Source organism: Prevotella sp. oral taxon 376 (assembly GCF_003043945.1).
In the GTDB taxonomy this organism is placed as follows: domain Bacteria; phylum Bacteroidota; class Bacteroidia; order Bacteroidales; family Bacteroidaceae; genus Prevotella.
Window position 1 is genome coordinate 1 of the sequence record NZ_PYXG01000001.1, and the last position, 23,259, is coordinate 23,259.

Genomic DNA, 23,259 nt, shown 5'->3' on the forward strand with positions numbered 1-23,259 from the left:
AATCTCGTAACCGGTTACGAGCGGATTGTAATAGATACGTTCTTGCAGGGCTGTGAGCAACTCCTCCGCCGTGCTGTCGGTTATCTCCCGCATATAGTCGAGATTGACCGTGCCATATTTGTTGAGCGACGCGGACAAGGCTTCTTCGGGAGAGCCTACGTTGGCATGGCTCTCCACGGAGAAGGAAACAGGACGATCGAAGATGTCCGCCTTGACAAACTTCCCGTTCTCCGCCCGTTCCAGCGAAAGGATGTCACGCCCTCCCGCGTCCATCATCACCAGCTTCACGTTCTGCTTGGCGTTGAGGTTGCCGTAACGCATGACGAACTCATCGTAACAGGTGTTCAGATGCTCACGCCACTGGACATTTGCTTCGTGTAGGTTCGATTCATAGCGGTACAGCCGCTCGTAGGCGTCACGGAGTAAAACATACTGTAACGCCTTCTCCTTCTGGTAGCCTTTCAGGTCGAGCGGCTGGAATGTGGCCCGTAAGGCGTGATGTCCTTCAGATAGCCGATGTTGCGGCGCGCCCTGTCAGCCACCAGCGAGCCTTCGCGCAGGTGCATCTCCGGCGTGCGGTGGTAGGCACGCGGAGAAAGGTCCACGACTTCCTCCTTCGGCTTTTCCGCTTCGATGTCGGGGAAAAGTGAAGTCGCCACCGCTTCCACTTGAGCATCGGTAGCAGCAGGCGTGGCGGCAACTTTCGGCTGTGTTTCCTCCTGTCGTGGTTGCTCTCGGGAAGTTTCCGGCACAGCTTTCACTTCCGTCTTTTCCGCCGCCACTTGTTTCTCGTTATGCTGTCTTGCCAGCTCCCGAAGTTCCTTCCTGCGTTCCGGCGTCAAACCCATCATCATTTCATAGAAGCCGTTGATGGGAGGATTGGTATCCCAGTCCAACGTGGCATAGATGTCGTCAGGGTCGGCAGGCTTGGCGGCATTGTCCGTTTTCGCCTCCTTGTTTTCCGTAACATTCTGTGTGGTCTGCGGCTTGGACGGAATGCGCCTTGTCGGGCTTTCCTTTTTCGCCGCCTTTTTCTTTTTGGCGGTTTTCGGTTGTTGACTGACTTCTTCCGTCATCCCCCAGAGGTCGAGCAAGGATAGCTGCACACCGTCAGAATATTTCGGACGTGGCTCTATCTCCGGTTTTTCCTCAACGGGTTGCGGTTTTTCTGTCGGAGTTTCCACCGTCTGCGCCGAAGATACCGTTTCCAATTTTATAGCAGGACGCTCTACTCCTTTTGAACGGTAACTTTTTTTCCGTTCCCGACTGCCGGATTGTTCCCGAATACAGACGCATGGCGAGCCTGTAATGGAAATCCTCGTCAAGCATACGGCGCAAGTCCCCGGATATGCCTGCGGTCTTGCCCTCGTGCAGATAGACCATAGCGGGTTTCCCGTAGGGGTCGGTGTCAAGTTTCGCCGTCGTATGCACGATGCGTTCCGGGTGGTGGATGAAATAGGCGTTGTCCGTCAGGTCGGTTTTCGTATCCGTCTGTATCACGGTCATCAGCCGTTCGTCCTGCGACATTTCCTTCTTGTTCAGGTGCTTTTGCAGGACAATCAGGTCGCTGCCCACCTCCGTGCCCGCGTTGTCCGTGAACAGGTTGTTGGGCAGGCGTACCGCGGATACCAGATTAGCCTGCCGGAAAAGTTCGTTACGCACGGAGGTCTTGGTGCTGTTCAATACCCCTGCGAGGTGATAAACGCCACGATACCGCCGTCACGCACGGTATCAAGCCCTTTGAGGAAAAAATAGTTGTGTATGGCGTTCTGGGCGGAGCGTCTGCCGAAGGAATCGCTACGCTGAAACTCCGCGTCGAACACGGCGATGTCACCGAACGGGATGTTAGATACCGCCAAGTCGAAATAATTGTTGAAAGGCTTTTCAATTTTCTCAAAACCGCAGGTGCGCATTTTATGGTCTGGATATAGATGCCGCAGGATTGTCCCCGTGAGCAGATCCTTCTCGAAAGCCATCACATCCGCATCGGGGCTGTGCCGCAGCACGGAATCCACGAACACGCCTACACCTGCCGACGGTTCGAGCATACGGGCGGGGCGGACGCTGTAATCCGCCAGCATGTCCGCGAGGTGTCAGTTATCTCTTTTGGGGTGTAGAAAGCGGTCAGCACGGATGCTTTCAGCGAATCCACAAACCGCTTGTATTCCGTTTCGTCCTTGCTGTTCTCACGGATGAGCCTGTGCAACTCCACCGTCGGGGCGAACAGTTCGAGGTCGGATTTCGCCCACCGGACGGCATCCGTCAGTTCCTTGGCAGGGTTCAGGATACATTTCAGACCGCCGAAACCGCAGTACCTTTGAAGTATGGCACGCTCTTCGGTTGTCGCCGCTCTCTGTTCCCTGTCAAGGATGAATGCCGTCCGTATCGCCTCGATGTTGTCCCGTAGTTTCTGTTTGCGGTTAAACGCCATATTCCCCGATGTAAAGGACGGTTGCCCCCCGTCAGCTCCGTATAGAGCAGGTCGTAATCGGAAGACAGGGCGAAGTTGTCGTCCGAAAGGTCATAGACGGAGAACACGTTGCCGACAAGCGGCAGGAGTTTATGGATAAAGGCTTCTTGTTTCTCTTCCGGCACTTCGTTGGGCAAACTCGTTCTCCACGACTTCGTGGAGCATGGCGTACCGGAATAGTGCAACCCGCGCAGCAGTGTTTCCATCGCCAGTTCCTGCGCACCGTCGGTGGGATAGCCTTCAATCCGCGCCTTTTCATACGTTTCGGCGGCACGATCGGCGCGTTCCCGTATGAAAGCGGTGTCGGTAGCCTGTTCAAACTTGTTCGTGCGGAGGTAGTCCATCAGGTACAGACCGTAATAGGAAAAGTCGGACTGCCCTTCGTTGTTCTTCTTGTTGTTCATTACTTTGGAGTTTAGTGGATTGATATTTAAACGGGATAATCGGTTGGAAAAAAGGAAGAAAAAGGCACTCGGTATCCCTCCGAGTGCCGCCACTAAATCCAAAGTATGAGTGTAATCCGGTAATCGAAAACAATTCATTACTCTGAACAAGTGGCAAAGTTAATACTATTTCTTCCGTCCTGAAAATTTCTTGCCCTTTTTAGCCTCCGGGAACACGAACGTCGTGTTATATTCCCCGTCAAAGGCGACGACGGCATCGAAGCTCTTGCCCTGTTTGCTCTTGAAGCCTTTGAGCAGCTGGGTATGCCCTTCGGTGAGCAGGTCTTTGATTTCATCGTCGGACAGGGTGCGTCCCGCTTTCAGCCGGAACACGGGAAGCCCGCACTCCGTGTTGTCGCAGCGTACCACCTTGCCGTAGAACCGCATCCTGCCCGTGCCGCACTTGGGACACGCGCAACCGGAATCGCGGCTGCCGAAGAGTTTGTCGCATGAGAGCAGTTCGGAGGTAATCTCCCGCGTGTACGCCTCTATCTTTTTGCGGAAGGTATCGGCGGACAGCTCCCCACGCTCGATGCGTGCCAGTTCCTTCTCCCATTCGCCTGTCATGGCGACATCGGCGATGCGCATCGTCTTCACCACGGAATTGAGTGCAAGCCCCTTTTCGGTGGGGACAAGCAATTTCTTGCAGCGTTCCATGTAACCGCGCTTGAAGAGCGTTTCGATGATGGAGGCGCGTGTGGCGGGAGTACCGATGCCGCAGTCCTTCATCGCCTGCCGCAGTGCGTCATCCTCGATTTCCTTGCCCGCCGTTTCCATTGCGGACAGCAGGGTGGCTTCGGTATGTAGCGGCTTGGGCTTGGTCTTCCCTTCTGTGATGGAAGAGGCTTTCAGTGTCAGCGTGTCGCCTTCCTGCCAGCCGGGAATGGTGGTTTCCTCCTTGTTTTCCTCGCCATAGACAGCACGCCATCCGGCTTGCCTGATGACGCTGCCTTTCACGGTAAACTCCACTCCGGCACATTCCGCCATGACAGCGGTCACGTCCTTGACGCATTTTTCAGAGAATGCCTCGACCATGCGCCCGGCAATCATCTGATAGATGGTATTGTCCTCTTTGGAGAGGAAGAGCGGTTTCTCACCCGTGACGAGTAGGGCATGGTGGTCTGTCACCTTGCCGCCGTCTACGCTGCGGCGTGTCGGGATGGCTTTTGCCCGCACCTTGTCTTTCCATTCGTGCTGTGTGCCGATGAAAGCGAGCAGTTTGGGAATTTCGGCAAACACGTCTTCGGGGATGTAGCGGCTACCCGTTCTCGGATAGGTTATCAGCTTCTTCTCGTAGAGCTTCTGCGCGATTTCAAGCGTCTGCTCCGCCGTGAAGCCGTGCTTGGCGTTGGCTTCTTTCTGAAGCGTGGTCAGGTCGTACAGCAACGGGGTATCCTCCGTTTTCTCCTTGCGCTCGGCTTTCGTTACCGTTGCGAAGCCTGCCGCCTTTACCTTATTATATAGCTCCGTTGCCGGTTCTTTCGACTTCCATTTTTCAGAGGATGAGAATTTCACGACCTTGCCGTCGCAACCGTCCGTTGCGATATGGAGTTGCCAGAAGGCTTCGGGCGTGAAGCGGCGGTTCTCCCAGTAGCGTTCACATACCATAGCCAACGTTGGTGTCTGCACCCGCCCCACGGAGTATGTGCCGTGTCCGGCGGCGATGGAGAGAGCCTGCGTGCCGTTGATGCCCACGAGCCAGTCGGATTCGCTTCGCGCTTTGGCGGCGAGGTATAGGTTGTCATACTTGCCGCCGTCTTCGAGGTTGCGCAATCCCTCGCGGATAGCCTTGTCGGTGAGCGAGCTTATCCACAGGCGCACGAAAGGAGTGGTACTGCCCGTGTAGTGGTAGAGGTAGCGGAAGATAAGTTCACCCTCGCGTCCGGCATCGGTTGCCACGATGATTTGGTCGCTGGTGCCGAACAGCCTTTTGATTGTTTTTATCTGCGACACCACGCCGCTATCGGGCTTGTAGCCTTTCTCCGTCCTGACCTGACGGGGGACGAGCGTGAAGGTGTCGGGGATAATCGGGAGGTTGTCACGGACGAAACCGCGCACGCCGTAGCCATCGGGCATGGCGAGCTGGACAAGGTGTCCGAATGCCCATGTCACGGCATAGCCGCCTCCCTCGAAATATCCTTCCTCTCTCTTTGTCGCGCCCACGATGCGGGCGATTTCACGTGCCACGGAGGGCTTTTCTGCAATGATTGTCTTCATGTCTTCTTCTTTTTTGTTGATACTTTGGATTTTATTTTGGATTCAGTGGCGGACATCGGTCTATACTTTCATGCCCTTGCCCGTTTTCTTCTGCGGCTTGTCCTGCTGCTGTTGCTGGCGGGCGTCCTTCGGAGTGGTCTGACCTTTCTGCAAAGGCTCTTTCAGGTTCTTTGTCGCCTCGTTGGTCTTGCCCTCGTTGTTCACCGCCACCTGCGTGCGGCTCTCGTTGGACGGGGCGACCTGCTGCCCGATGTCGGGATTTGTTTCGTAGCGGTACGGGCGACCCTTCTCCGGGTTGAACTTGATATACATCGTGGCATGGAAGCCCTGCTTGTCGGTCACGTTCTCCAGTTTCACGGCTTTGCCCGCCACATAGTCGGCTTTCTGCTGTTCGGTGAAGTTCACGTCGCTCCATTTGCTGATGGGGCGGATGCTGCCGTCCTCGTTCGTCCACGTGTTGCGGCGTTGCTCCTTCTTGGTCTGTGTGGCATTTTCCCCGCCTTGCGCCTGACTTTTCGACGTGTCGCCTTTGGTTTCCTGCGTCTGTACGGTACGGGGCGACCTTCCGGTTCCCGGCACGAACTCCACGCCGCGCTGCTCCACGTTCACTTGCAGAGTGGTGACGAACTTCCTGCCGTCGTTGCGCTCGATGAGCTTGTCGCGCACGGGCAGTCCGGCGCGGAGCATATCCTGCTCCTGCTTGGTGATTTCCGTCTTGCCGATGCGCTCCGGGATGCGTACCTTGCTCGCCGGAATGTCCGTGATCTCATTCGTCTTGCGGTCGATGCTGATGTAGGAGGGGATAATCTCGCCCGTTTCCTTCTCCACGATGTCCACGACCCTGCCGAGGTTGCCCGTCTCGCGCAGGTTCTTCCGGTCGTCGTCGGAGAATTTGTGTTCCTTGTATTCATCCAGTTTCTGCTCCTTGCGGATGAAGTGCGGCACGAGGCTGATGTTTCCCTCGCCGTCCTTCTTGAAGGAAAGGCGGGCGTCCAGCTCGAATGCTTCGCCGCCGAAGGTGGGCTTGACCTTCACCAAGTCGGACTTGCCGTAGTGGAGCATCTTCGTAAGGTCGCCGGACTTTTCAAGGTCGTCACGCTTCACGCCCCATCTGTCCTCCAGCTCCTGCCAGTTGATTTTGCTCTCGTCGATGGGCTGGTAGCCCCGTTTGCCCTGCGTCTGTTCGGGATCTTCCTGTTGTTCTTTTTGTTGCTCCATGTTTTCCTGTTTTTGAGGTTCTTGTTTTTCGGTTGCCAGTTCTTCCTGCACCTTTTTCTCGTAGTCGGAGGTGTCCACCTTGTGAGGGGCAAGCAGCTCCTTGTTCGCTTCGGGGTCTTTCAGCAGTTGCTTCATCACCTCCAAGAGATTTTCGGCTTGGTCTGCCGCGATGCGGTAAAAACCGAAGCGGCTGGGTTCCTTGCACTGCCGGAAGAAGTTCTTGAAGAAGTTGTCCAGCACGTCGCCGTGTCGGTCGAATTGCAGGAAACTCTGCGCGTTTTCCGCTTTCGCGGGGGTGCGCTTGGGTGTGCCGTCCGCGTTCAGCCCGGCAACCACGCTGATCTCGCCCGTCTTCTCGTCACGGACCACCAGCACGTCCTTTTCGTCTTTTTTCTTTGCCATCTGAAAAATGTTTTAATGGGTTATTTATGAAAGAAATTATGGATACGAGCCTTGTAGAAGGCTATATCTTCCTTTTTGAAGTCCTTGATATGGTTGGAAAGGAATGTCAGCACGTCCTCCTCGCTGTAATAGGTTTTCTTGCCCAGTGTCTTGTAGGGCAATGCGCCGACACTGCGGTAGCGTTGCAGGGTGCGCTTGCTTATCTGAAGCAGCATGCACAAGTCCTGATTGTCGAAAAGGCGGATGCTTTCCGTGATAGTAGGCTGTTTCCCCTCAGCCTTCATCGCCAGCAGCAGTTCGTCCTGACGGTCGAGCCGTTCCATCAACTTCTGCATCCAGCCTTCGAAGTTGTTTCGTGTGAGCAGTTCCATGACCTATGTCCTCCTTCCTTTGGGGTTGCCGCCCGTGCGCAACGTGTGGTTGCGTTTCAGTTCCTGCGGTGTCGCCGCGTCCTCGTTGACGGTACTCTCATCAAGCAGGCGGTCGATTTCCGACTGCCGGTAGCGGCATTTGCCGCGAAGCACGACATAGCCGATGCGTTGCTCGCTGCGCATACGCTGGAGGGTGCGGGTACTCACGTTAAGCAGGTGCGCCGCCTCGCGTGTGGTGAGCAACCTGTCGGGCGATGCCGCTCTCTTGTCACCGGAGACGGCACGGACGTGTGCCGCAATCTCCGCTATCTGTTCCGTCAATGACCGGAAGACGGAACTTTCCATTGTTATCACTTTCATATTCAGTCCTTTCTTTTTGTATCTGCGGCAAAATTCGGCAATAAACAAAAGGGGCTTTAACAACTCACTACGTGACTCACGTAAGATTTTTACGGAAGATGGCTCCGTAACCCGGTCAAACGGCGCAACAGGCAGCCTTTCAGTGGAAAACGGCACGTGTCCGGGAGTGTATCGTTACCTTTGCGGGCAAACCGATAATTGCATGAATATGGAAATAGTATCAATTGAGAAAAAGACTTTCGAGATGATGGTGGCGACATTCGGCGCACTCTCGGAGAAGGTCGCCGCACTGAGGCGCAAAAGCGACACGGGGCGCATGGAAAGATGGCTCACGGGCGAGGAGGTCTGCGGGCAGTTGAGAATAAGCCCGCGTACGTTGCAGACGCTGCGTGACAGGCGGCTTATCGGCTACTCGCAGATAAACCGCAGGTTTTATTACAAGCCGGAGGAGGTAAAGCGGTTGATACCGCTTATCGGTACACTCTATCCGCACGGCAGATGATTTGATTTATTTACCCACTGAATCCGAAGTTATGATAAACGAGAACAACGATGTTTTTACGATGGAAGACGAGCCGATAGCCTCTGTGATGCAGGATATGCGCAAAGGCTCAAAATGGCTGTCCGCATTTCTGGAGAATTACCGTCCTCCGCTGGACGGGGAGCGTTACCTGACGGACGGCGAGGTGGCGGAACTGCTCCGTGTAAGCCGACGCACCTTGCAGGAATACCGCAACAACCGCGTGTTGCCCTTCATACTTTTGGGAGGGAAGGTGCTTTACCCGGAAACGGGGTTGCGCGAGGTACTGGAAGCGAACTACCGCAAGCCGCTGGAGTGACGCTGGCATGAAAAAGGAAACGGGCGACACCTTTTGTGGTGCTGCCCGTTTCTTGTCTTATGGGGTATGCGCAATCAGCAATACCCAGTTTTTCCGTTCTGTATGAACATCACGTATGCCTGCCGTTTCTCTTGTGAGAGTGCCTTTCCCACCAGCCATGTGCGAAACAGGTGGGTGTTGTAGGTGTTCAGCCGGAAGGCGACGGGTATGATGATTTCAAGCGCGTACACGTCCGCGTACAGCCCGTTTTCAAGTTGCATGTAACGGCATACCTTGTAGTCGTTCAGCACGTCCGACTTGCGGACAGCTTTGATGGCGGCGTTCACTGCCGGGACGGTCGTATGGAACAGTCCGGCGATTTCGGTGGCGGCCATCCATACGTCGTTACCGGTTACGCTGACCGCCTTGTTATCTATGATGATTATGTCACGTTTCATGGCTCCTCTTTTTTAGATGGTGCAACCTGCAAATTCCTCAATGCCGCTCAATCTTGCCACAAGGTTCTCCATGTCCTGATTGAGTTTCTCTTTCGTTATCTTAGCGTAAATCTGCGTCGTCTTTATGCTCTTGTGTCCGAGCATGGAACTGACGGTTTCGATGGGTACGCCGTTGGAGAGGAATACCGTCGTGGCTGCCGTGTGGCGGCTCTGATGCCACGTGATATGCTTGGTGATGCCGCAACGCTTGGCGACGGCACGGATACCGGCAAGGCACGTGTTATAATGCGGTACGGGGAATATCCTGCCGTCCTCGCACAGCCCCCGGTATTTGCCGATTATGCGGTTGGCGATGTCGAGCAGGCGGATGTTGGACACCACGCCCGTTTTCTGGCGGTTGATGTTTATCCACTCGTGTTCGTCGAAGTAGGTGCGGATATTCTCTTCTGTGAGGCTGCGCATATCCGAAAACGATAACCCGGTGAAGGCGCAGAACAGGTAGAGGTCACGGTACAGTTCTTGTTTGGCGTTTTTCAGTTTCCCGTCCATCAGCAGGCGTATTTCCTCTTTGGTCAGGAAACTGCGTGTCGTTTCCTCCTTCTTGATTTCATACTCGCGGAACGGGTCGCGTGTCAGCCACTCGTTGTTGATGGCGATGAAAACCATCGTCCGTAGCGGGCAGACATACAGCCACACGGTATTGGTGCAGCAGTGCTTGTCCGTGCGCAGGAACATCTCGAAATCGGAGATGAAAGCCGGGGTAAGCTCTTTCAGGGCGATGTCCTTCACATGGTAGCGGATGTCGAGGAACTCTTGCAGGTGCTTGTAAACGGTGCGGTACTTCAACAGCGTGCCTTTGGCTTTCATGCCTGCCTCCACCTGTTTCTCGTAGTCCTCGTTGTGCTGGCGGAACACCTGCATAAGTGTATGATGGCGGTGTTCCAGTCCAAGAAATGCGTTCTTGACTTTCTCCGCTGTGACGAAATTATCACGCTCCATGATTTCCTGATAGTGCCTGTTGATGCGTACCCGCATCTTGTCAAGCATACGGTTCGTTTCGAGTGCCGCCGTGCTTCTGCCCGTGACACGTCCACCTTTGGTGTCCCACAATTTCGGATCGACAGTCAGCTTGCAGCTGAACTGCGTTTGGCTGCCGTCAACTGTGATGCGTCCCATGACGGGAACTGTCCCGTCCTTTTTCACTACCTGACGCTTGAGGTAGTAGATTACTGAAAATGTACTCTTCATTGTCCTTAATTTTTTGGTTTCAAAATTAGTTGGTGAAGAGTCCGGTGTCGGTACGCAAAACGGAGAGGAACGGCGCAATCTTTTTCCGTAACCGGATTTTTCGCGTGAGTTGTCGGTAACTCACTATTCCTTAGTGTCTTGTTTCGCCCTCCGTGCCCGTTTGTCGCATTTTCGGGCATGGTTACGAACAAGTAACGTTGCGGCGTCAGGATTTGGCTTCGGCAGGGATTGTAATGGCTTCACGAATTATCGCCACTTCAACTAAAACCCTTGTAACTCAATTCTATCACTATATCTTTCCGCATTTCACTTTTTTGTAGTAACTTTGTGCCGACATACTGACCAGAAGGATGCAGAAAGGGAAACAAGAAATCGAATTCGACAATGAAAACCGAGCACAAGATCCATATCCATGACGACAGCTGCAAGAGTCGGAGGCTAAGACCGACAGCCGCTGCCGCTTTCCTGATGATGCTGATCATGGCTGCCTGCGGCCACAGCCGCAAGACAGAGCCTGCCTACACCGATGCGCAACGCCTGCAGCTCGACACCACCGTACACACGAAGAACATCGACTCGCTCCTCAGATGTGTCAACCGATGGCACAAGGCCGGAAACCGTGGCCGCGAGATGGGTGCGTTGGCTGAGTTGGGACACGGCTATCAGACCGCAAGCCAATATTCCGATGCCGTAAAAGTCCACCAGAAACAACTCGCCATCGCACAAAGCATGAACGACACGCTCATGGAAGCCAGCGCCCTCAACGACCTCGGCATCAACTACCGACGGCTCGGGCTCTACTACGACGGACTGGACTATCACCTGAGAGCCGTAGAGAAGACCCTCACCCCACAAGGCAACAACAATCGCAAGCTACTCAAGTGCCGCGCCATCGGATACAATGGAGCCGGTAATGTATATCTCAGCATCGGCAGTTTCCAGAAAGCCGACCAGATGCTGCGCAAGGCTCTCGCCGTGGAAATGAGGCTCAACAGCCACCTCGGCATGAATGTAGACCTGTCGAACATCGGCCTTGTCTTCGAGCGCAGGGGGATGACCGACTCGGCATGGGTCTACTTTCGCAAGGCCATGCGGCAGAGCAAACTTGTCGGCAGCACCACCGGACAAGCCTACGGACACCTGAACTACGGACGACTCTACACACGGCAGAACGACTATGACAAGGCCGTGAGAGAATACAGGCACTCCATGGACATCGTCTACAAGGACCGCGACCTGTGGCTCTGGCTGCAACCCTGCATAGGGCTCGCAGGAGCCTACATCCAAGTGGGCAGCCTGGACAGCGCACGCCACTACCTCGACCTGGCCCTGCAAACGGCCCAGAGCATCGGAGCCCGGGAATACATCCCGCAGATCTACCACCTCTACGCCGACTACCACGAGCAGCAGGGCGACCCCCGCAAGGCACTCGAAGCCTATCGCACGGCCGACGAGCGACAGGACAGTCTGCTTGGAGCACGCAACCTGTTTGAGATAGAGACCCTACAGAACAACCTCTATGACCGCCGGCAACAACAGCAGGAACAGGAACTGCAACGCGAGCGATGGGGTAAGCGCCTCGCCGTGATGGGCGCATTGCTGCTGGCCGTGCTGCTGGCCGCCATGTACTATGTGCTCAGGACCCGCGCCCGCAGCCACCGGCAGCTGAAGCAGACAAGTGCTATGCGCGAGCACTTCATCACCAACATCACGCACGAATTCCGAACGCCACTCACCATCATACTCGGACTGAGCCACGACCTCAGGCAGGACAAGAACGCCACGCCACGAGCGGCAGAGAAGGCCGGCGTGATAGAACGGCAGGGCAACAATCTGCTGCAACTCATCAATCAGCTACTCGACATATCGAAAATCAAGTCGGCCGTAGGCCACCCCGACCGGTATAGCGGGAACATCACCCTCCACATAGCCATGATCGTAGACACTTACCGCGACTATGCCCGCAGCCGCAACATCGACCTGCAACTCTTTGGCAATGAGCCCATCGAAATGGACTTCGTGCCCGACTATATAAGTAAGGTGATGAACAACCTGCTCTCCAATGCCCTGAAGTTCACCCCCGAATACGGACGCATCAATGTTTCCATACACCGCAAAGACGGACTGCTGCATCTCGAAATAGCCGACACCGGCCAAGGCGTCCCACAGGAGAGCATCCCCCACTTGTTTGAACCGTTCTATCAAACGAAAACCGGCGCACAGCACATGGGCTCCGGCGTGGGACTGGCTCTCGTCAAGCAAATCGTAGATGCCATGCAGGGTAGCATCAAGGTGAAAAGCGCCCTCGGCCGAGGTACCACCTTCAGCCTCACCCTTCCCATCCGACATGAGAGCTGCCGACAAGCTGAACTCCGGGCCAACACCCCGATGCTGCCCGACAAAGAAGCAGAGCCCGACAAATACAGCAAGGAGGACGGCGAGGATCGTGAATACCAGCTGCTCATCGTAGAGGACAACAAGGACATCGCCGCCTACATCGGGTCGCAGCTCGGCGCCCGATACGCACTCTCCTATGCCACCAACGGCGACGACGGACTGCGGAAAGCCCTCGACACCGTGCCCGACCTCATCATCACCGATGTGATGATGCCCGGCATCGACGGTCTGGAACTTTGCCGGCAAATCCGGAAGAACGAGGCGGTGAGCCACATTCCCGTCATCGTCATCACGGCCAAAGTCGGCGAAGAGGAGCGCATCAAGAGACTACAGGTCGGAGCGGACGCCTATCTCGCGAAGCCTTTCAACAGCGACGAACTGCGCACAAGGGTGGAAAAACTGCTCGAGAAAATGCAGCGGATTAGAGAGAAAGAGAAAGACACACTGCTGAATGAGACGGAGGAAGAAAACATCTCCCCGAAAGAAATGGCATTCATCACCAAGGTCGTCGACTGCGTATATCTGATGATAGACGATCAGAAAACGGATACGGCCACAGTGGCGGCGACGCTCTGCATGAGCACCCGCCAGTTCCACCGCAAGCTTCTGGCGCTTACGGGAGAGACACCCGCCAACTTTATCCAGAAAATCAAGATAAAACGAGCCTGCCAACTGCTGGAGAACACCTCTGAAATCAGCATTGCGGAAATAGCCCTGAAATGCGGATTCGACGACAGCTCGAATTTCACGCGCACTTTCAAGAGAGTTATGGGCGTTACTCCCAGCCAATATCAAAAGGAAAAAACACAAGAATCATGACGGGAAAGCAACTGAAATCACTCCTTTTGCTCCTATGCCTCACACAGGGACTGGCGGCACAGACCCCTATCAAGGGCGACTGCTCGCTGCTCCGGGATGCCGACCTAATCTTCTTCTCGCCGGCCGACGGAAACGCCATCACGGAGGTAACAGAGGGATTCCAGGGGCGCGCGATAGACCATGTAGCCATCTTCCTAAGGATAGCCGGCATGCCCTACACGCTCGAGGCCACGCACCGAGGCGTGGTCGTGCAACCCATCGACAGCACCCTGACACGCCACTCGCGCCACGGCAGACAAGTGTTCGCCGGCAGGATAACCGACGGTCTGGACATAAAGGCATCGCTCCGCAATGCCCTGCGGCACTTAGGCAAGCCTTACGACTTTTTCTTCGAGCCTGACGACAGCGCGCTCTACTGTAGCGAACTCGTGCAGAAGGCTTACCAGGACACCGCCGGCAGGCCTATCTTCGAGCCGATTCCCATGAGCTTCCACAACGCCCGAGGCGAGATAACCGACTACTGGAAAGACTACTACCGTAAGGCCGGGAAGACAGTGCCTGAGGCCACCCCGGGCTCTAATCCCGGCCAGCTCTCACGGAGCAAGCGGCTAAGCATTCTCTATCGCCTTTTCTAAGCTCTTGCCACGGGCTATCGAAAGGCCCGACAAGCCCCTCCGCCCACAACGCCACCCACAACTATTTATAAAGGTTAAACCCGCAAAACATCATGTTCGAGATTTTGCGCGATCCAGATTTTTGTCCTACTTTTGCAAACAAGAAATGATTCTAACAAACAATAGGTATAAAGAAAGGAAACATGCGATGACAAAAATTGCAAGGAAATTGACAGATTTGATAGGAAACACTCCCCTCGTGGAGCTGAGTGTTTTTTCACAGGAAAAGGGCCTCAACACCCCCATCATGGTCAAGGTGGAGTCGTTCAACCCCGGCGGAAGCGTGAAAGACCGCATCGCACTGGCCATGATCGAGGATGCCGAGAAGCAGGGGCGCTTGCAGCCGGGGGCCACGATCATCGAGCCCACGAGCGGAAACACCGGTGTGGGACTGGCCTGGGTGGCAGCCGTGAAGGGGTATAAACTCATTCTCACCATGCCCGAGACCATGAGCGTGGAACGCCGCAACCTCGTGAAGGCGTATGGAGCCGAGGTGAGGCTCACCGACGGCAAGGCGGGAATGGCCGGCGCCATCAAGGCGGCGGAAGAACTGCGCGGTTCCATTCTAGGCAGCATCATCCTGCAACAATTTGAGAATCCGGCCAACCCGCAGCGGCACTATGAGACCACGGCCGACGAGATTTGGGAACAAACCGACGGCAAGATTGACATCTTCGTGGCCGGCGTGGGCACGGGCGGCACCATCTCCGGTGTGGGCAAGCGCCTCAAGGAGAAAAACCCGGACATCCGCGTCGTGGCCGTGGAACCCGCCGCATCGGCCGTGCTAAACGGCAAGCCGGCCGGCCCCCACAAAATTCAAGGCATCGGAGCGGGATTCATCCCCAAGACCTATCATGCCGAGGTGGTGGACGAAGTGCTGGACATCGAGAACGACGACGCCATCCGCACGGGTCGACAACTGGCCCGACAAGAAGGCTTGCTGGTAGGAATCTCGTCGGGAGCAGCCGCCTTCGGCGCGGCCGTAGTAGCCGGCCGGCCGGAAAACAAGGGCAAGCGCATAGTGGCCTTGCTGCCTGACACCGGCGAGCGCTATCTCTCCACCGTGCTCTTCGATTTCGAGGAGTATCCTCTTTAAATAGCCCGACGGCAGCCCGTCCAGGACTGCCGTCGGGCATACGGTTTCCAGCAAACAGTGTGGAGGCCTACCCTTTCATCACCCTCGACCGCGGACCGACATCCTCGGTAATCCACATGTTGGCCCCGATGACCGAGTCGTGGCCGATGGTAACGCGCCCCAGAATCGTCGCGTTGGAATAAACCACCACATTATCCTCCAGGATCGGATGACGGGGAATACCCTTGATGGGATTGCCGTTGTCGTCGAGCGGAAAGCTGCGCGCGCCAAGGGTTACGCCCTGATAGAGCTTCACATGGTTTCCGATGATACAGGTAGCACCCACGACGACGCCCGTGCCATGGTCTATCGTGAAGTGATGGCCTATCTCGGCGGCCGGATGGATGTCTATTCCGGTCTCGGAATGCGCCATCTCGGTGATGACACGGGGAATGAGCGGCACTCCGTGGCGCACCAACTCATGGGCCAGACGATAACAGGTGAGTGCCTTGAGGGCGGGATAGCAGGCAATGATCTCGCTGTAGCTAGTAGCGGCGGGATCGCCGTCGTAGGCCGCCTCCACATCCGTGGCCAGCAACTTGCGAAGCGTGGGCAGCGTGGCGACGATTTCCGTGGCAATGTCGGCTGCCTTCGAGGTCGACGACTGAAGCATCTCCCCCTCCTCGCGCTCCTGAAAGCAGAGGCCCGCCAAGATCTGGCGAGACAGCAGGTGATGAAGCCGCTCCACGGAGACTCCGATGTGATAGCTGATGGTCTGCGTGTTGATGGCCGAGTTGCCGTAGTAACCCGGGAAGAGAATCGACCTCGCGCAGTCGATGATTTCCTGAAGGGCTTCTTGCGACGGCAACGGGTTTCCGTCGCAATGTTCATGGCAAAGGCCTTTGAGGGAGTCTGGGCAGGACAGCTCGTCGATGGCCTGCTGGATCACGCCCGAATCTTCCATATTCGTCATATGCATGTTTATTAGTAGCTGCAAAGATACTGCAAAATTGTTTTCCGGCAAAGCCCTGGCAGATAAAATCTCTGGCTTCGCGCCCATCGGGCCGGAAAAACCGATGCCCCCCATAGTGAACGTACAAACGGAAAGGGCCGCCGCCAATGGACAGCCCTCCTTGCCTTTCCGAATTCAACCTTACAGGATGCCCATCACCATCTTGACGATGAACAGCGCCACAGGAATGGTAACGCAGATAATACCGATGAAGTCGATATACACCCCAGACTTTATCATCTTCGTGATAGGGACATAGCCGCTCGCATAGACGATGGCATTCGGGGGTGTGGACACCGGGAGCATGAACCCCAGCGATGCCGAGAGGGCTACGCCGACGGCCACGGGAACCGGGCTGAAACCTGCCGAAAGAGCCGCGCCGATGGCCAGCGGACCGATCATGTTGGTGGCCGCGGTATGCGATGTAAGTTCCGAGAGCAGCAACGACATGACGCAGAACACGGCGACGAGCAGGAGCTCGGACGGTTTTCCGCCCATGCCATTCACGATCTGCTCGCCTATCCAGCCCGACAAACCGGTGGTGTACATCATTCCGCCCATGGCCAGACCTCCTCCGAAGAGCAACAGCGTGCCCCACTCCACACCCCCCACGGCCTGTTTCCAGGTAATGGTCATCTTGTTATGCTTCAAGTCTACGGGAAGGAAGAAGAGCAACAACGCACCTACCATGGCGACGGCACCTTCCGGAAGAACGCGGTTGTAAACCTTCAGGATCTCGCTGTCCGAACCAAACGCGATGTTCAGAAATCCCGGGGTAACCCACAGAACCACAGCCACGAGGAACGCGAACATCGTGTTTTTCTGAGCCCGCGTCCATTTCCCAAGCTCCTTGATCTTGGTGCCTATGAACTCATTGGCCCCCTCGATATGCTTTACATCTGCCGGAAACATGCGGCTGAGGATGAGATAGGCAATCACGAAGTAGATGACCATGGCCACAAAACCCCACACCATCCACTGGAAGAAGCCGATGTGGATGTCGCACATCTCGTTGAGAAAGCCGAGCATGATGATGTTCGGGGGCGTGCCGATGGGCGTGAAAACACCACCGATGGAGCATGCGTAGGCCGTCATCAGCATCAGCCCGGTGGCATATTTATAAGTGGCCAGGTTAATGATTTTGCCCTTGGTAGCCATCATATCCTTGATGGCGTCGAGCAGGCCGATGGCGATAGGGAACATCATGGCCGCCGTGGCAGTGTTGCTGATCCACCCCGAGCAGAGCATGCAGGCCAGACCGATGGCCAGGAAGATGCGGCGCGGGTTGTCGCCCACCCACTTCATCGACATGATGCCATAGGCGATGCGCTTGTCGATGCCGTTCACCATCATGCCCTTTGCGATGATGAAGCCGCCCATGAAGAGGAATATCGTGGGATTGGCAAAGGCCGCAAAGGCCTCCTTCATCTTCACCACATCGAGCAATACACACAGAGTGGGGCCAACCAGGGAAGTTACCGGAATGGGAACCGGCTCGCAAATCCACCAGAGGCACACCAAGGTCATGATGGCCAGAAGCTTATGCGCCTCCGGCGACAGGGCCTCGATGGGAGTAAACCACACCAAAAGAGCACAGACAGGGCCGCTAACGGCACCGATAAGCCTGCGCCTGCGATCGAAAACAGAGTCCTGGGATGCCTGCGCCTCAGTTCCTTCTACGGGTTCATTTCTCGCGTCGTTCATTTTCAAAGGTCAATCAAAGATTTTTAGTTAATGGTTGGTATCTGCCCGCTAAGTTAGGAAAAAATATCATTCGAACGACAAAAAAAACGATAAAAAAATACTTTTTCCTGTTTTTTTCTTCACAGATTCCTTTGTTTTACAATAAAAAATGTATATTTGCAAGGTAAGAGTCCCGGTCCGGGAAGTCGCCTTGAGGCGCAAATCGCCGCTCCGCGAATCCCGGCGTCCGCCGACCGGGCGACAACCGGCCTCTGCGCCTGATCTAATTTTATCACATATGAATACGATCCTAATCGCCGCCGGCATCATACTTGTATGCATGGCCATCGCTTACTTCGCCTATCGGCACCGCCACTACATCCAGTTCAGCAAGGAAAACCTCAAGGCCAACATCGGCAAGGTCTTCGACGAGGCCGGGGAAAAGGCCATGCCGAGGCAGGACTTCCTCATGAAGCTGAAAGATGTCTGCGGATGCACGCAGAAACAAGCCGTGATGCTCCTTGGCGAAGCCCGCAAGGCCGGTCTCATCGCCGTTGAGGGCAAGGATGTGAGACTGCCTGAATAAGCAGCACGCGACTTAGCTGAAACTCCCGGCAGGCGTTCGCCCGAGAGTTTCTTTTTCCGTTCATCCATCCCGAAACCATCCAGGGAGGGCGCCAATCGCCACCTCCCCTCCTGTCGGAGGCCGCAGGAAGGATTGTTACAAGCGGCGTGTAATCGTGTTACAAGCTGTGTGTAATCGTGTTACAAGCCGCTTGTAATACCACGCCGAGCAGCCTATTCCATCCCTCGCCCACATAGGGACGGCGGAAAGTCCTATCTCCCCGCGAAGAAGCTGGCCGCAGACAGAAAGATAATTGGAAACCGACAAAAAGAAAGATAGGAGCCGACAGAAAGATTATCAGGGGCAGAAAGAAAGGTTTTATCGGGCAGGAAGAAAGAAGGCCGGGAGCCGTCGGAGCTCCCGGCCTTGCGTGTTTAAGGTTATTATAGCTTGTATTATCGTTTCAACTTGAACGAGTTTTCAATACTCATGATCTCCTCCTGAAAGGCCTTGTCCACTTTCAGTCGGTCGGCAACGCGGTTGCAGCTGTGGATGACGGTGGCGTGGTCGCGCCCTCCCACCAGCTTTCCGATACGGCTGGTGGGCATCTTGGTGTATTTCTGGGCGAAGTACATGGCCAGCTGGCGCACCTCCACCACCTCATGCTTGCGGCTCTTCCCGTTTACGGCAGCCTGGGTTACATTGAAATGATTGCACACTTTCTCCAGGATATCGTCGACCGTGAGGGGGGCGTCGTCCACCTTGACGGCACGCTTGATGACCCGCTCGGCCAGCCGCATGTCGATGTTGCAATTGTAGACCACGCTGTAGGCAAGCAGCGAGTTGACCACTCCCTCGAGGTCGCGCACGCTCCCGTTGGCCGTCTCGGCGATGAAGAGGATCACCTCCGCGGGAATCTTGAGCCCGTCGCGGCGACACTTGCTGTTCAGGATGTCAATGCAGAGCTGGGTGTTGGGCTTCTCCAGCTCCGCTATCAGCCCACAGGAGAATCGCGTGAGCATGCGCTCGTTCATGCCCTGAAGGTCTACCGGTGGGCGGTCGCTTGCCAGAATGATTCGCTTGCCGTTGCGGAACAGGTGGTTGAAGATGTGGAAGAAAGTGTCCTGGGTCTTCTCCGCCGTCATCCATTCCTGCACATCGTCGACAATGAGCACATCGATGGTCTGGTAGAAACTGATGAAATCGGGCACCGTATTCTGCAAGGTGGCGTTGACAAACTGCACCTTGAAAAGGTTGGCACTGATGTAAAGCACACGCTTCTGCGGATACAGCTGCTTGATCTTGACGCCTATCGCATTGATCAGATGGGTCTTTCCACAGCCCGAAGGCCCATAGATGAACATCGGGTTGAACTGTGCCGTCTGCGGATGCTCGGCTATGGAGAGTCCTACGGAGCGCGGCAGCTTGTTGCTGTCGCCCTCGATGAAATTCTCAAAGGTTTGGTGCGGGTTCAGGTGCGGGTCCAATTGCTGCGGCTGGGCGGCATCGAGCAGCGAGGGGGCCGCGTTCCCCTTCGTCTGGGCGTGCGGCTTCAGGTTGGAGTCGGTGGGGGCAGCCTCAATGTCCTGCGACAGCTTGTGCTCCTTGTCCGTAACCACGCGGTAGGTGAGTCTCACCCCTTCCCCGAAGGTGCGGACCAGCACTTTGCACAGCAAGTCCACATAGTTTTCCTCCAAATATTCATATACATAGGTACTGGATACCTGCAGCAGGATGGTCTTCGAAGCGTCGTCGAACTTCTCGAAAACTATCGGCTTGAACCATGTATTATATGGTTGCAGGGATACATTCTCACGGATGAGTGCAAGAGACTTCTCCCAACGAGCGTCAGGACTTACTTTCATCTATATACTTAATTAATATACCTTTCGATGGTAATTGGTTCTTTAACTTTTAGACTGCAAATATCGCATTTTTTTTTAGAACTTGCAAATTTTGTTTTTTTTCTTTTTTTGTATAGAAATTGGAAACTCCCATAGACAAAGCGATTGACCGCAATTGGGCTTTCTGATTGCAAAACAGGGCTTGCAAAAATGTAATATTCTGATATATAGGTTTTTCCGGATGATTGCTTAAAGTGTAATGGTTTAAGAGTGAAACAGAAAGCCTTGACGGCGCAACTCATCACGAAATGAGAACCTTACCTATCCGGTGCGGCGCATGAAACATCAAAGCCTGTTATTTAGACAAAATCTATTTTAAAAAAAGTTTTTTCCTCAAGCCCGTTTTTCTGCTCATTTGCATCGGTGAGGGGCAACAACACGGAGATTATCGCTTGTCTTTCCTGCCGAACAAGGAGAAGTGGACATAGCGTTTCGGATGCTCCCGGAGATTGTTGAGCAGGGAGTCGGCACTATTGACCGTAGCTGTCAGCTCGTAGTAGAGGCGGCTGTCGTTCATCAGCAGGCCGAGCGAGCCTTCCTTGCTATTGATTTTCTCCGTTATGGCTTTCACATTCGCCAGCGTCTGGTTTACCTCATCCATGGTCTTCTGGATATCGACGGCCGCAAGGTTAGCCGTCAGCAGTGTCGTATTGTCCAGCACCCCGTTCGCCTTGTTGACCAGTCCGGGCACATTGCTGTTCAATGTCGCCATGAGGGTGTTCAGCTCCCGGGTCGAGGTGGTCAGGTTGTCGGTGGTGGTCCGGATGTGATGGAGCGACTGCGCGATGGCCGGATCGGCCAGCAAGGTGTTCACGCTAACCAAGATAGAATCCAGCTTGGGCAGCATCTGTCCGATAACGGGAACGAGCGCCGAGACCCTTCCCATGAGACCCGCATTCAGCTCGCCGATGATGGTGTCGCCGGGTTCCACGCACTCACGGGGGTTGTCTGCCAACAGGAGATTCATCCTCACATTGCCCATCAAGTCGCTCTCGATGGAGGCCGAGGAGCCCTTGGGGATGCGGAGGTGGTTGTCTACATCAAAAGCGACGACCACGCCGTCGTTGCCTTTATAGTCGTAATTGATAGACCTCACCACGCCCACCTGATAGCCGTTGGCATAGATAGGATTAGACTCTGCCAGTCCGCTGATGTTCCTGAACTTGATGTAATAGGCGTGATCCGTGGAGAACAATGACTTTCCTTTCAGGAAATTCATTCCGGAATAGAGAATCACGACTCCCAATATTGCCACAATGGCTATCTTGATTTCTTTTGTCATAATCGATTACTTGTTACTTTTAAATTCGCGTATTGCCTCTTGAATATTCACCTTCCGCCCTCCCTTGAAGGCTATGATGAAAGCTTGCGGGAACTCCGAGACAATTTGCTTGCGGAGGCGGGCTATCTCATCATAGTCGTTGGAGGCGCCATAAGTATACTTGAACATATTGTCCTCCTCGTAACACTCACATCCTTTGAGACTCTTGAAACGGGCATCTTCTTCCCTGAGTCTCTTGCTCGTGGCCATAACCTGAATCTTAAAGACCGGCTTAGAGGCATCTGCCTGCGTGCCGGAGGAGGAATTCCCGCCTGTGGACAGCGGATGGCCGACCGGCTTTTGGCCCTCTGCAGACGAATCACCGACAGCCTCCGGACGAGCTTCGGCCTTGGAGACCGCCTGCTCCCTGGGCTTAGCGGACGGGCCGCTTCCTGCCGTCTCTGCCTTCTTATAAGTGTCCGGCACCACCTGCGGGATGACAGGAGTGGTCTCGATGGCCTTGAACGGCACGGTAACGGTCTTGTCGTGCTTGGACCGATACTTCATGAAGGCATTATAGAACCCATTGCTATAGGCTGCCAAGGCAGCATCGGAATTCAAGAACCGCTCTTCGTCGGGCGTAGAGATGAATCCCAGCTCCATCAGACAGCCGGGCATGGAGGTGAGCCGGAGCACCGCAAGGTTGTCCTGGTGGGCACCGCCGTTGGCGCGACCCGTTGCCGCGCATATATGCTGCTGCAGGTTCTTGGCCAGATCGGTACTGCTCACACGGTTCTGGTCTTGAATAAACTCGAACATTATATCGCCCTCCGCACTGTTCAGGTCGAGCCCGTCGTAAGTCTTCTTGTAGTCTTTCTCAAGGAAGATCACGGAGTTTTCACGCCTGGCCACTTCCAGGTTCTCGTCGATGCCCTTGCTGTTTCCGTTGCGGAGACTGCGCCCCAATGTATAGGTTTGATATCCTCGAGCCTGCCGGCCGCCGGCGACAGCATTGACATGGACGGAGACAAAGAGGTCGGCCTTCTTCATGTTGGCAAAGGCCGCACGCCCCGAAAGCGTAACGAAGACATCGGCCGTGCGGGTATAATACACCTTCACATCCGGGCACTTAGACTCTATCAGACGGCCGAAAGCCAGCGCATACTTCAGCGTCAAGTCCTTCTCCTTGGAAATGGAGCCTACGGCACCAGTGTCATGACCTCCGTGTCCGGCATCCAACACCAGCGTGAACTTGTGGCTGGCGGCCGTCGCCACCATCGCAAAAGCCATCAGTGCCACTAAAGAGAAAAACTTCTTTCTGCTCATGCTATACCGAAGAGTAAACGGAGAACACGGAGGATATGGCCATATTGACGCCCTCTGTCCATCCCGTTTCGTGAATTTATTGCTTTATCTGCGTGCAAAGGTAACTATTTACGGCGAGAAAACCGAGAACGGCTACTTCGTTTTATCATTTATTAAGTGTACTTCCACCCCGGTTCCTTCACAATCCGCCCCCATCGGGGGATTTTTCTTGGTAAGCCAGAGGTCTATGGAGCGTATCTCTGGAAACTGGCGGAGCAGTCGGTCGGAGATGCGGCGGGCCACGCGTTCCATGAGATTGCACGGGAGCCGCATTTCTTCTTTCACGAGCTGATAAACCTCGGCATAGTTAAGGGTTTCTGCCACCGCATCGGAGAGCATTGCCCCCTCCATCGGATAGCCGATGCGAAGGGTAAGCTCGTAGTCGTTTCCCGTAACGCGTTCCTGCGGTAACACGCCGTGCAAGGCATGAAACCGCAGGTTGCGCAAATATATGTAAGTTGATTGTATTTCCATATATCCTTATTGATTTTAGAAGCCG

At 55.0% G+C, this 23,259-nt stretch carries 19 protein-coding genes and 2 pseudogenes; 6 read left to right on the plus strand and 15 right to left on the minus strand.

All coding sequences use genetic code 11. The features are described 5' to 3' along the window. From C7120_RS14300 to C7120_RS00030, 7 genes and pseudogenes are all read right to left on the minus strand, one after another. A pseudogene (locus C7120_RS14300) lies at window positions 1-962 on the minus strand (DNA methylase); the annotation flags it as partial. Between the two features lie 53 nt (window positions 963-1,015). After that, a pseudogene (locus C7120_RS14305) lies at window positions 1,016-2,395 on the minus strand (N-6 DNA methylase); the annotation flags it as partial. Continuing rightward, on the minus strand, window positions 2,293-2,874 hold the full coding sequence (locus C7120_RS00010; protein ID WP_158267328.1) for a DUF1896 family protein: 582 nt from the start codon (window positions 2,872-2,874) through the stop codon (window positions 2,293-2,295). The gene C7120_RS00010 and the pseudogene C7120_RS14305, both read right to left, overlap by 103 nt. Before the next feature lie 165 nt (window positions 2,875-3,039). Next, a complete protein-coding gene (locus C7120_RS00015) occupies window positions 3,040-5,130 on the minus strand; it encodes a type IA DNA topoisomerase (protein ID WP_004371701.1) in 2,091 nt (696 codons plus the stop codon). A 60-nt stretch (window positions 5,131-5,190) separates the two neighbouring features. Further along, entirely contained in the window at window positions 5,191-6,750 is a 1,560-nt protein-coding gene (locus C7120_RS00020; protein WP_004371700.1) for a DUF3945 domain-containing protein, read from the minus strand. A gap of 20 nt (window positions 6,751-6,770) precedes the next feature. Further along, window positions 6,771-7,121 carry a helix-turn-helix domain-containing protein gene (locus C7120_RS00025; protein WP_004291454.1) on the minus strand — a complete coding sequence of 117 codons (351 nt, stop codon included), beginning with the start codon at window positions 7,119-7,121 and terminating at the stop codon, window positions 6,771-6,773. Window positions 7,122-7,124: 3 nt separating this feature from the next. Beyond that, window positions 7,125-7,481, minus strand: coding sequence for a helix-turn-helix domain-containing protein (locus C7120_RS00030; RefSeq protein WP_025072716.1), 357 nt, complete (start codon window positions 7,479-7,481; stop codon window positions 7,125-7,127). A gap of 202 nt (window positions 7,482-7,683) precedes the next feature. Here C7120_RS00030 and C7120_RS00040 point away from each other — a divergent pair, with 202 nt between their 5' ends. Beyond that, window positions 7,684-7,983: a helix-turn-helix domain-containing protein gene (locus tag C7120_RS00040; RefSeq protein ID WP_004371698.1), complete on the plus strand. Its 300-nt coding sequence runs from the start codon at window positions 7,684-7,686 to the stop codon at window positions 7,981-7,983. Between the two features lie 31 nt (window positions 7,984-8,014). Beyond that, window positions 8,015-8,320, plus strand: a complete 306-nt coding sequence (locus C7120_RS00045; RefSeq protein ID WP_025072717.1) for a helix-turn-helix domain-containing protein — start codon at window positions 8,015-8,017, stop codon at window positions 8,318-8,320. Window positions 8,321-8,394: 74 nt separating this feature from the next. Here the strand turns inward: C7120_RS00045 and C7120_RS00050 are convergent, their stop codons facing one another. Both C7120_RS00050 and C7120_RS00055 read right to left on the minus strand, forming a co-directional pair. Beyond that, on the minus strand, window positions 8,395-8,757 hold the full coding sequence (locus tag C7120_RS00050) for a hypothetical protein (protein ID WP_004371696.1): 363 nt from the start codon (window positions 8,755-8,757) through the stop codon (window positions 8,395-8,397). Window positions 8,758-8,769: 12 nt separating this feature from the next. Further along, the gene (locus C7120_RS00055) at window positions 8,770-10,005 is read right to left on the minus strand and encodes a site-specific integrase (RefSeq protein WP_004371695.1); all 1,236 of its coding nucleotides are present in this window, start codon (window positions 10,003-10,005) and stop codon (window positions 8,770-8,772) included. A 384-nt stretch (window positions 10,006-10,389) separates the two neighbouring features. On the opposite strand from C7120_RS00055, the gene C7120_RS00060 reads away from it, so the two are divergent. The 3 genes from C7120_RS00060 (at window position 10,390) to cysK (ending at window position 14,991) form a co-directional block, all read left to right on the plus strand. Then, window positions 10,390-13,221 (plus strand): ATP-binding protein, encoded by a 2,832-nt coding sequence (locus C7120_RS00060; protein ID WP_107619817.1) that lies wholly within the window; start codon window positions 10,390-10,392, stop codon window positions 13,219-13,221. Then, window positions 13,218-13,856 (plus strand): YiiX/YebB-like N1pC/P60 family cysteine hydrolase, encoded by a 639-nt coding sequence (locus C7120_RS00065; protein ID WP_107619818.1) that lies wholly within the window; start codon window positions 13,218-13,220, stop codon window positions 13,854-13,856. The genes C7120_RS00060 and C7120_RS00065 overlap by 4 nt, the downstream gene beginning before the upstream one ends. A gap of 187 nt (window positions 13,857-14,043) precedes the next feature. Next, on the plus strand, window positions 14,044-14,991 hold the full coding sequence (gene cysK / locus C7120_RS00070; protein ID WP_107621318.1) for a cysteine synthase A: 948 nt from the start codon (window positions 14,044-14,046) through the stop codon (window positions 14,989-14,991). Window positions 14,992-15,058: 67 nt separating this feature from the next. Here the strand turns inward: cysK and C7120_RS00075 are convergent, their stop codons facing one another. Next, window positions 15,059-15,943 (minus strand): serine O-acetyltransferase, encoded by an 885-nt coding sequence (locus C7120_RS00075; protein ID WP_107619819.1) that lies wholly within the window; start codon window positions 15,941-15,943, stop codon window positions 15,059-15,061. Between the two features lie 180 nt (window positions 15,944-16,123). Further along, window positions 16,124-17,686 carry a DASS family sodium-coupled anion symporter gene (locus C7120_RS00080; protein WP_107619820.1) on the minus strand — a complete coding sequence of 521 codons (1,563 nt, stop codon included), beginning with the start codon at window positions 17,684-17,686 and terminating at the stop codon, window positions 16,124-16,126. 277 nt (window positions 17,687-17,963) lie between these two features. Between C7120_RS00080 and C7120_RS00085 the strand changes: the two genes are divergently transcribed. Next, window positions 17,964-18,251: a type III effector protein gene (locus C7120_RS00085; RefSeq protein WP_107619821.1), complete on the plus strand. Its 288-nt coding sequence runs from the start codon at window positions 17,964-17,966 to the stop codon at window positions 18,249-18,251. A 434-nt stretch (window positions 18,252-18,685) separates the two neighbouring features. Here C7120_RS00085 and dnaA read toward each other — a convergent pair whose 3' ends face one another. The 4 genes from dnaA to folB form a co-directional block, all read right to left on the minus strand. Further along, window positions 18,686-20,095, minus strand: coding sequence for a chromosomal replication initiator protein DnaA (gene dnaA, locus C7120_RS00090; protein ID WP_107619822.1), 1,410 nt, complete (start codon window positions 20,093-20,095; stop codon window positions 18,686-18,688). Window positions 20,096-20,519: 424 nt separating this feature from the next. Next, window positions 20,520-21,416: an MlaD family protein gene (locus C7120_RS00095; protein WP_107619823.1), complete on the minus strand. Its 897-nt coding sequence runs from the start codon at window positions 21,414-21,416 to the stop codon at window positions 20,520-20,522. 6 nt (window positions 21,417-21,422) lie between these two features. Continuing rightward, window positions 21,423-22,721 carry an N-acetylmuramoyl-L-alanine amidase gene (locus C7120_RS00100; RefSeq protein WP_107619824.1) on the minus strand — a complete coding sequence of 433 codons (1,299 nt, stop codon included), beginning with the start codon at window positions 22,719-22,721 and terminating at the stop codon, window positions 21,423-21,425. Window positions 22,722-22,853: 132 nt separating this feature from the next. Next, window positions 22,854-23,234 (minus strand): dihydroneopterin aldolase, encoded by a 381-nt coding sequence (gene folB, locus C7120_RS00105; protein WP_107619825.1) that lies wholly within the window; start codon window positions 23,232-23,234, stop codon window positions 22,854-22,856. Window positions 23,235-23,259: the final 25 nt, after the last annotated feature.

Bases quoted from the DNA above. Each gene is read 5' to 3' on its own strand.
- C7120_RS00010 (WP_158267328.1), bottom strand. From the start codon at position 2,874: ATGAACAACAAGAAGAACAACGAAGGGCAGTCCGACTTTTCCTATTAC.
- C7120_RS00015 (WP_004371701.1), bottom strand. From the start codon at position 5,130: ATGAAGACAATCATTGCAGAAAAGCCCTCCGTGGCACGTGAAATCGCC.
- C7120_RS00020 (WP_004371700.1), bottom strand. From the start codon at position 6,750: ATGGCAAAGAAAAAAGACGAAAAGGACGTGCTGGTGGTCCGTGACGAG.
- C7120_RS00025 (WP_004291454.1), bottom strand. From the start codon at position 7,121: ATGGAACTGCTCACACGAAACAACTTCGAAGGCTGGATGCAGAAGTTG.
- C7120_RS00030 (WP_025072716.1), bottom strand. From the start codon at position 7,481: ATGAAAGTGATAACAATGGAAAGTTCCGTCTTCCGGTCATTGACGGAA.
- C7120_RS00040 (WP_004371698.1), top strand. From the start codon at position 7,684: ATGAATATGGAAATAGTATCAATTGAGAAAAAGACTTTCGAGATGATG.
- C7120_RS00045 (WP_025072717.1), top strand. From the start codon at position 8,015: ATGATAAACGAGAACAACGATGTTTTTACGATGGAAGACGAGCCGATA.
- C7120_RS00050 (WP_004371696.1), bottom strand. From the start codon at position 8,757: ATGAAACGTGACATAATCATCATAGATAACAAGGCGGTCAGCGTAACC.
- C7120_RS00055 (WP_004371695.1), bottom strand. From the start codon at position 10,005: ATGAAGAGTACATTTTCAGTAATCTACTACCTCAAGCGTCAGGTAGTG.
- C7120_RS00060 (WP_107619817.1), top strand. From the start codon at position 10,390: ATGAAAACCGAGCACAAGATCCATATCCATGACGACAGCTGCAAGAGT.
- C7120_RS00065 (WP_107619818.1), top strand. From the start codon at position 13,218: ATGACGGGAAAGCAACTGAAATCACTCCTTTTGCTCCTATGCCTCACA.
- cysK (WP_107621318.1), top strand. From the start codon at position 14,044: ATGACAAAAATTGCAAGGAAATTGACAGATTTGATAGGAAACACTCCC.
- C7120_RS00075 (WP_107619819.1), bottom strand. From the start codon at position 15,943: ATGACGAATATGGAAGATTCGGGCGTGATCCAGCAGGCCATCGACGAG.
- C7120_RS00080 (WP_107619820.1), bottom strand. From the start codon at position 17,686: ATGAACGACGCGAGAAATGAACCCGTAGAAGGAACTGAGGCGCAGGCA.
- C7120_RS00085 (WP_107619821.1), top strand. From the start codon at position 17,964: ATGAATACGATCCTAATCGCCGCCGGCATCATACTTGTATGCATGGCC.
- dnaA (WP_107619822.1), bottom strand. From the start codon at position 20,095: ATGAAAGTAAGTCCTGACGCTCGTTGGGAGAAGTCTCTTGCACTCATC.
- C7120_RS00095 (WP_107619823.1), bottom strand. From the start codon at position 21,416: ATGACAAAAGAAATCAAGATAGCCATTGTGGCAATATTGGGAGTCGTG.
- C7120_RS00100 (WP_107619824.1), bottom strand. From the start codon at position 22,721: ATGAGCAGAAAGAAGTTTTTCTCTTTAGTGGCACTGATGGCTTTTGCG.
- folB (WP_107619825.1), bottom strand. From the start codon at position 23,234: ATGGAAATACAATCAACTTACATATATTTGCGCAACCTGCGGTTTCAT.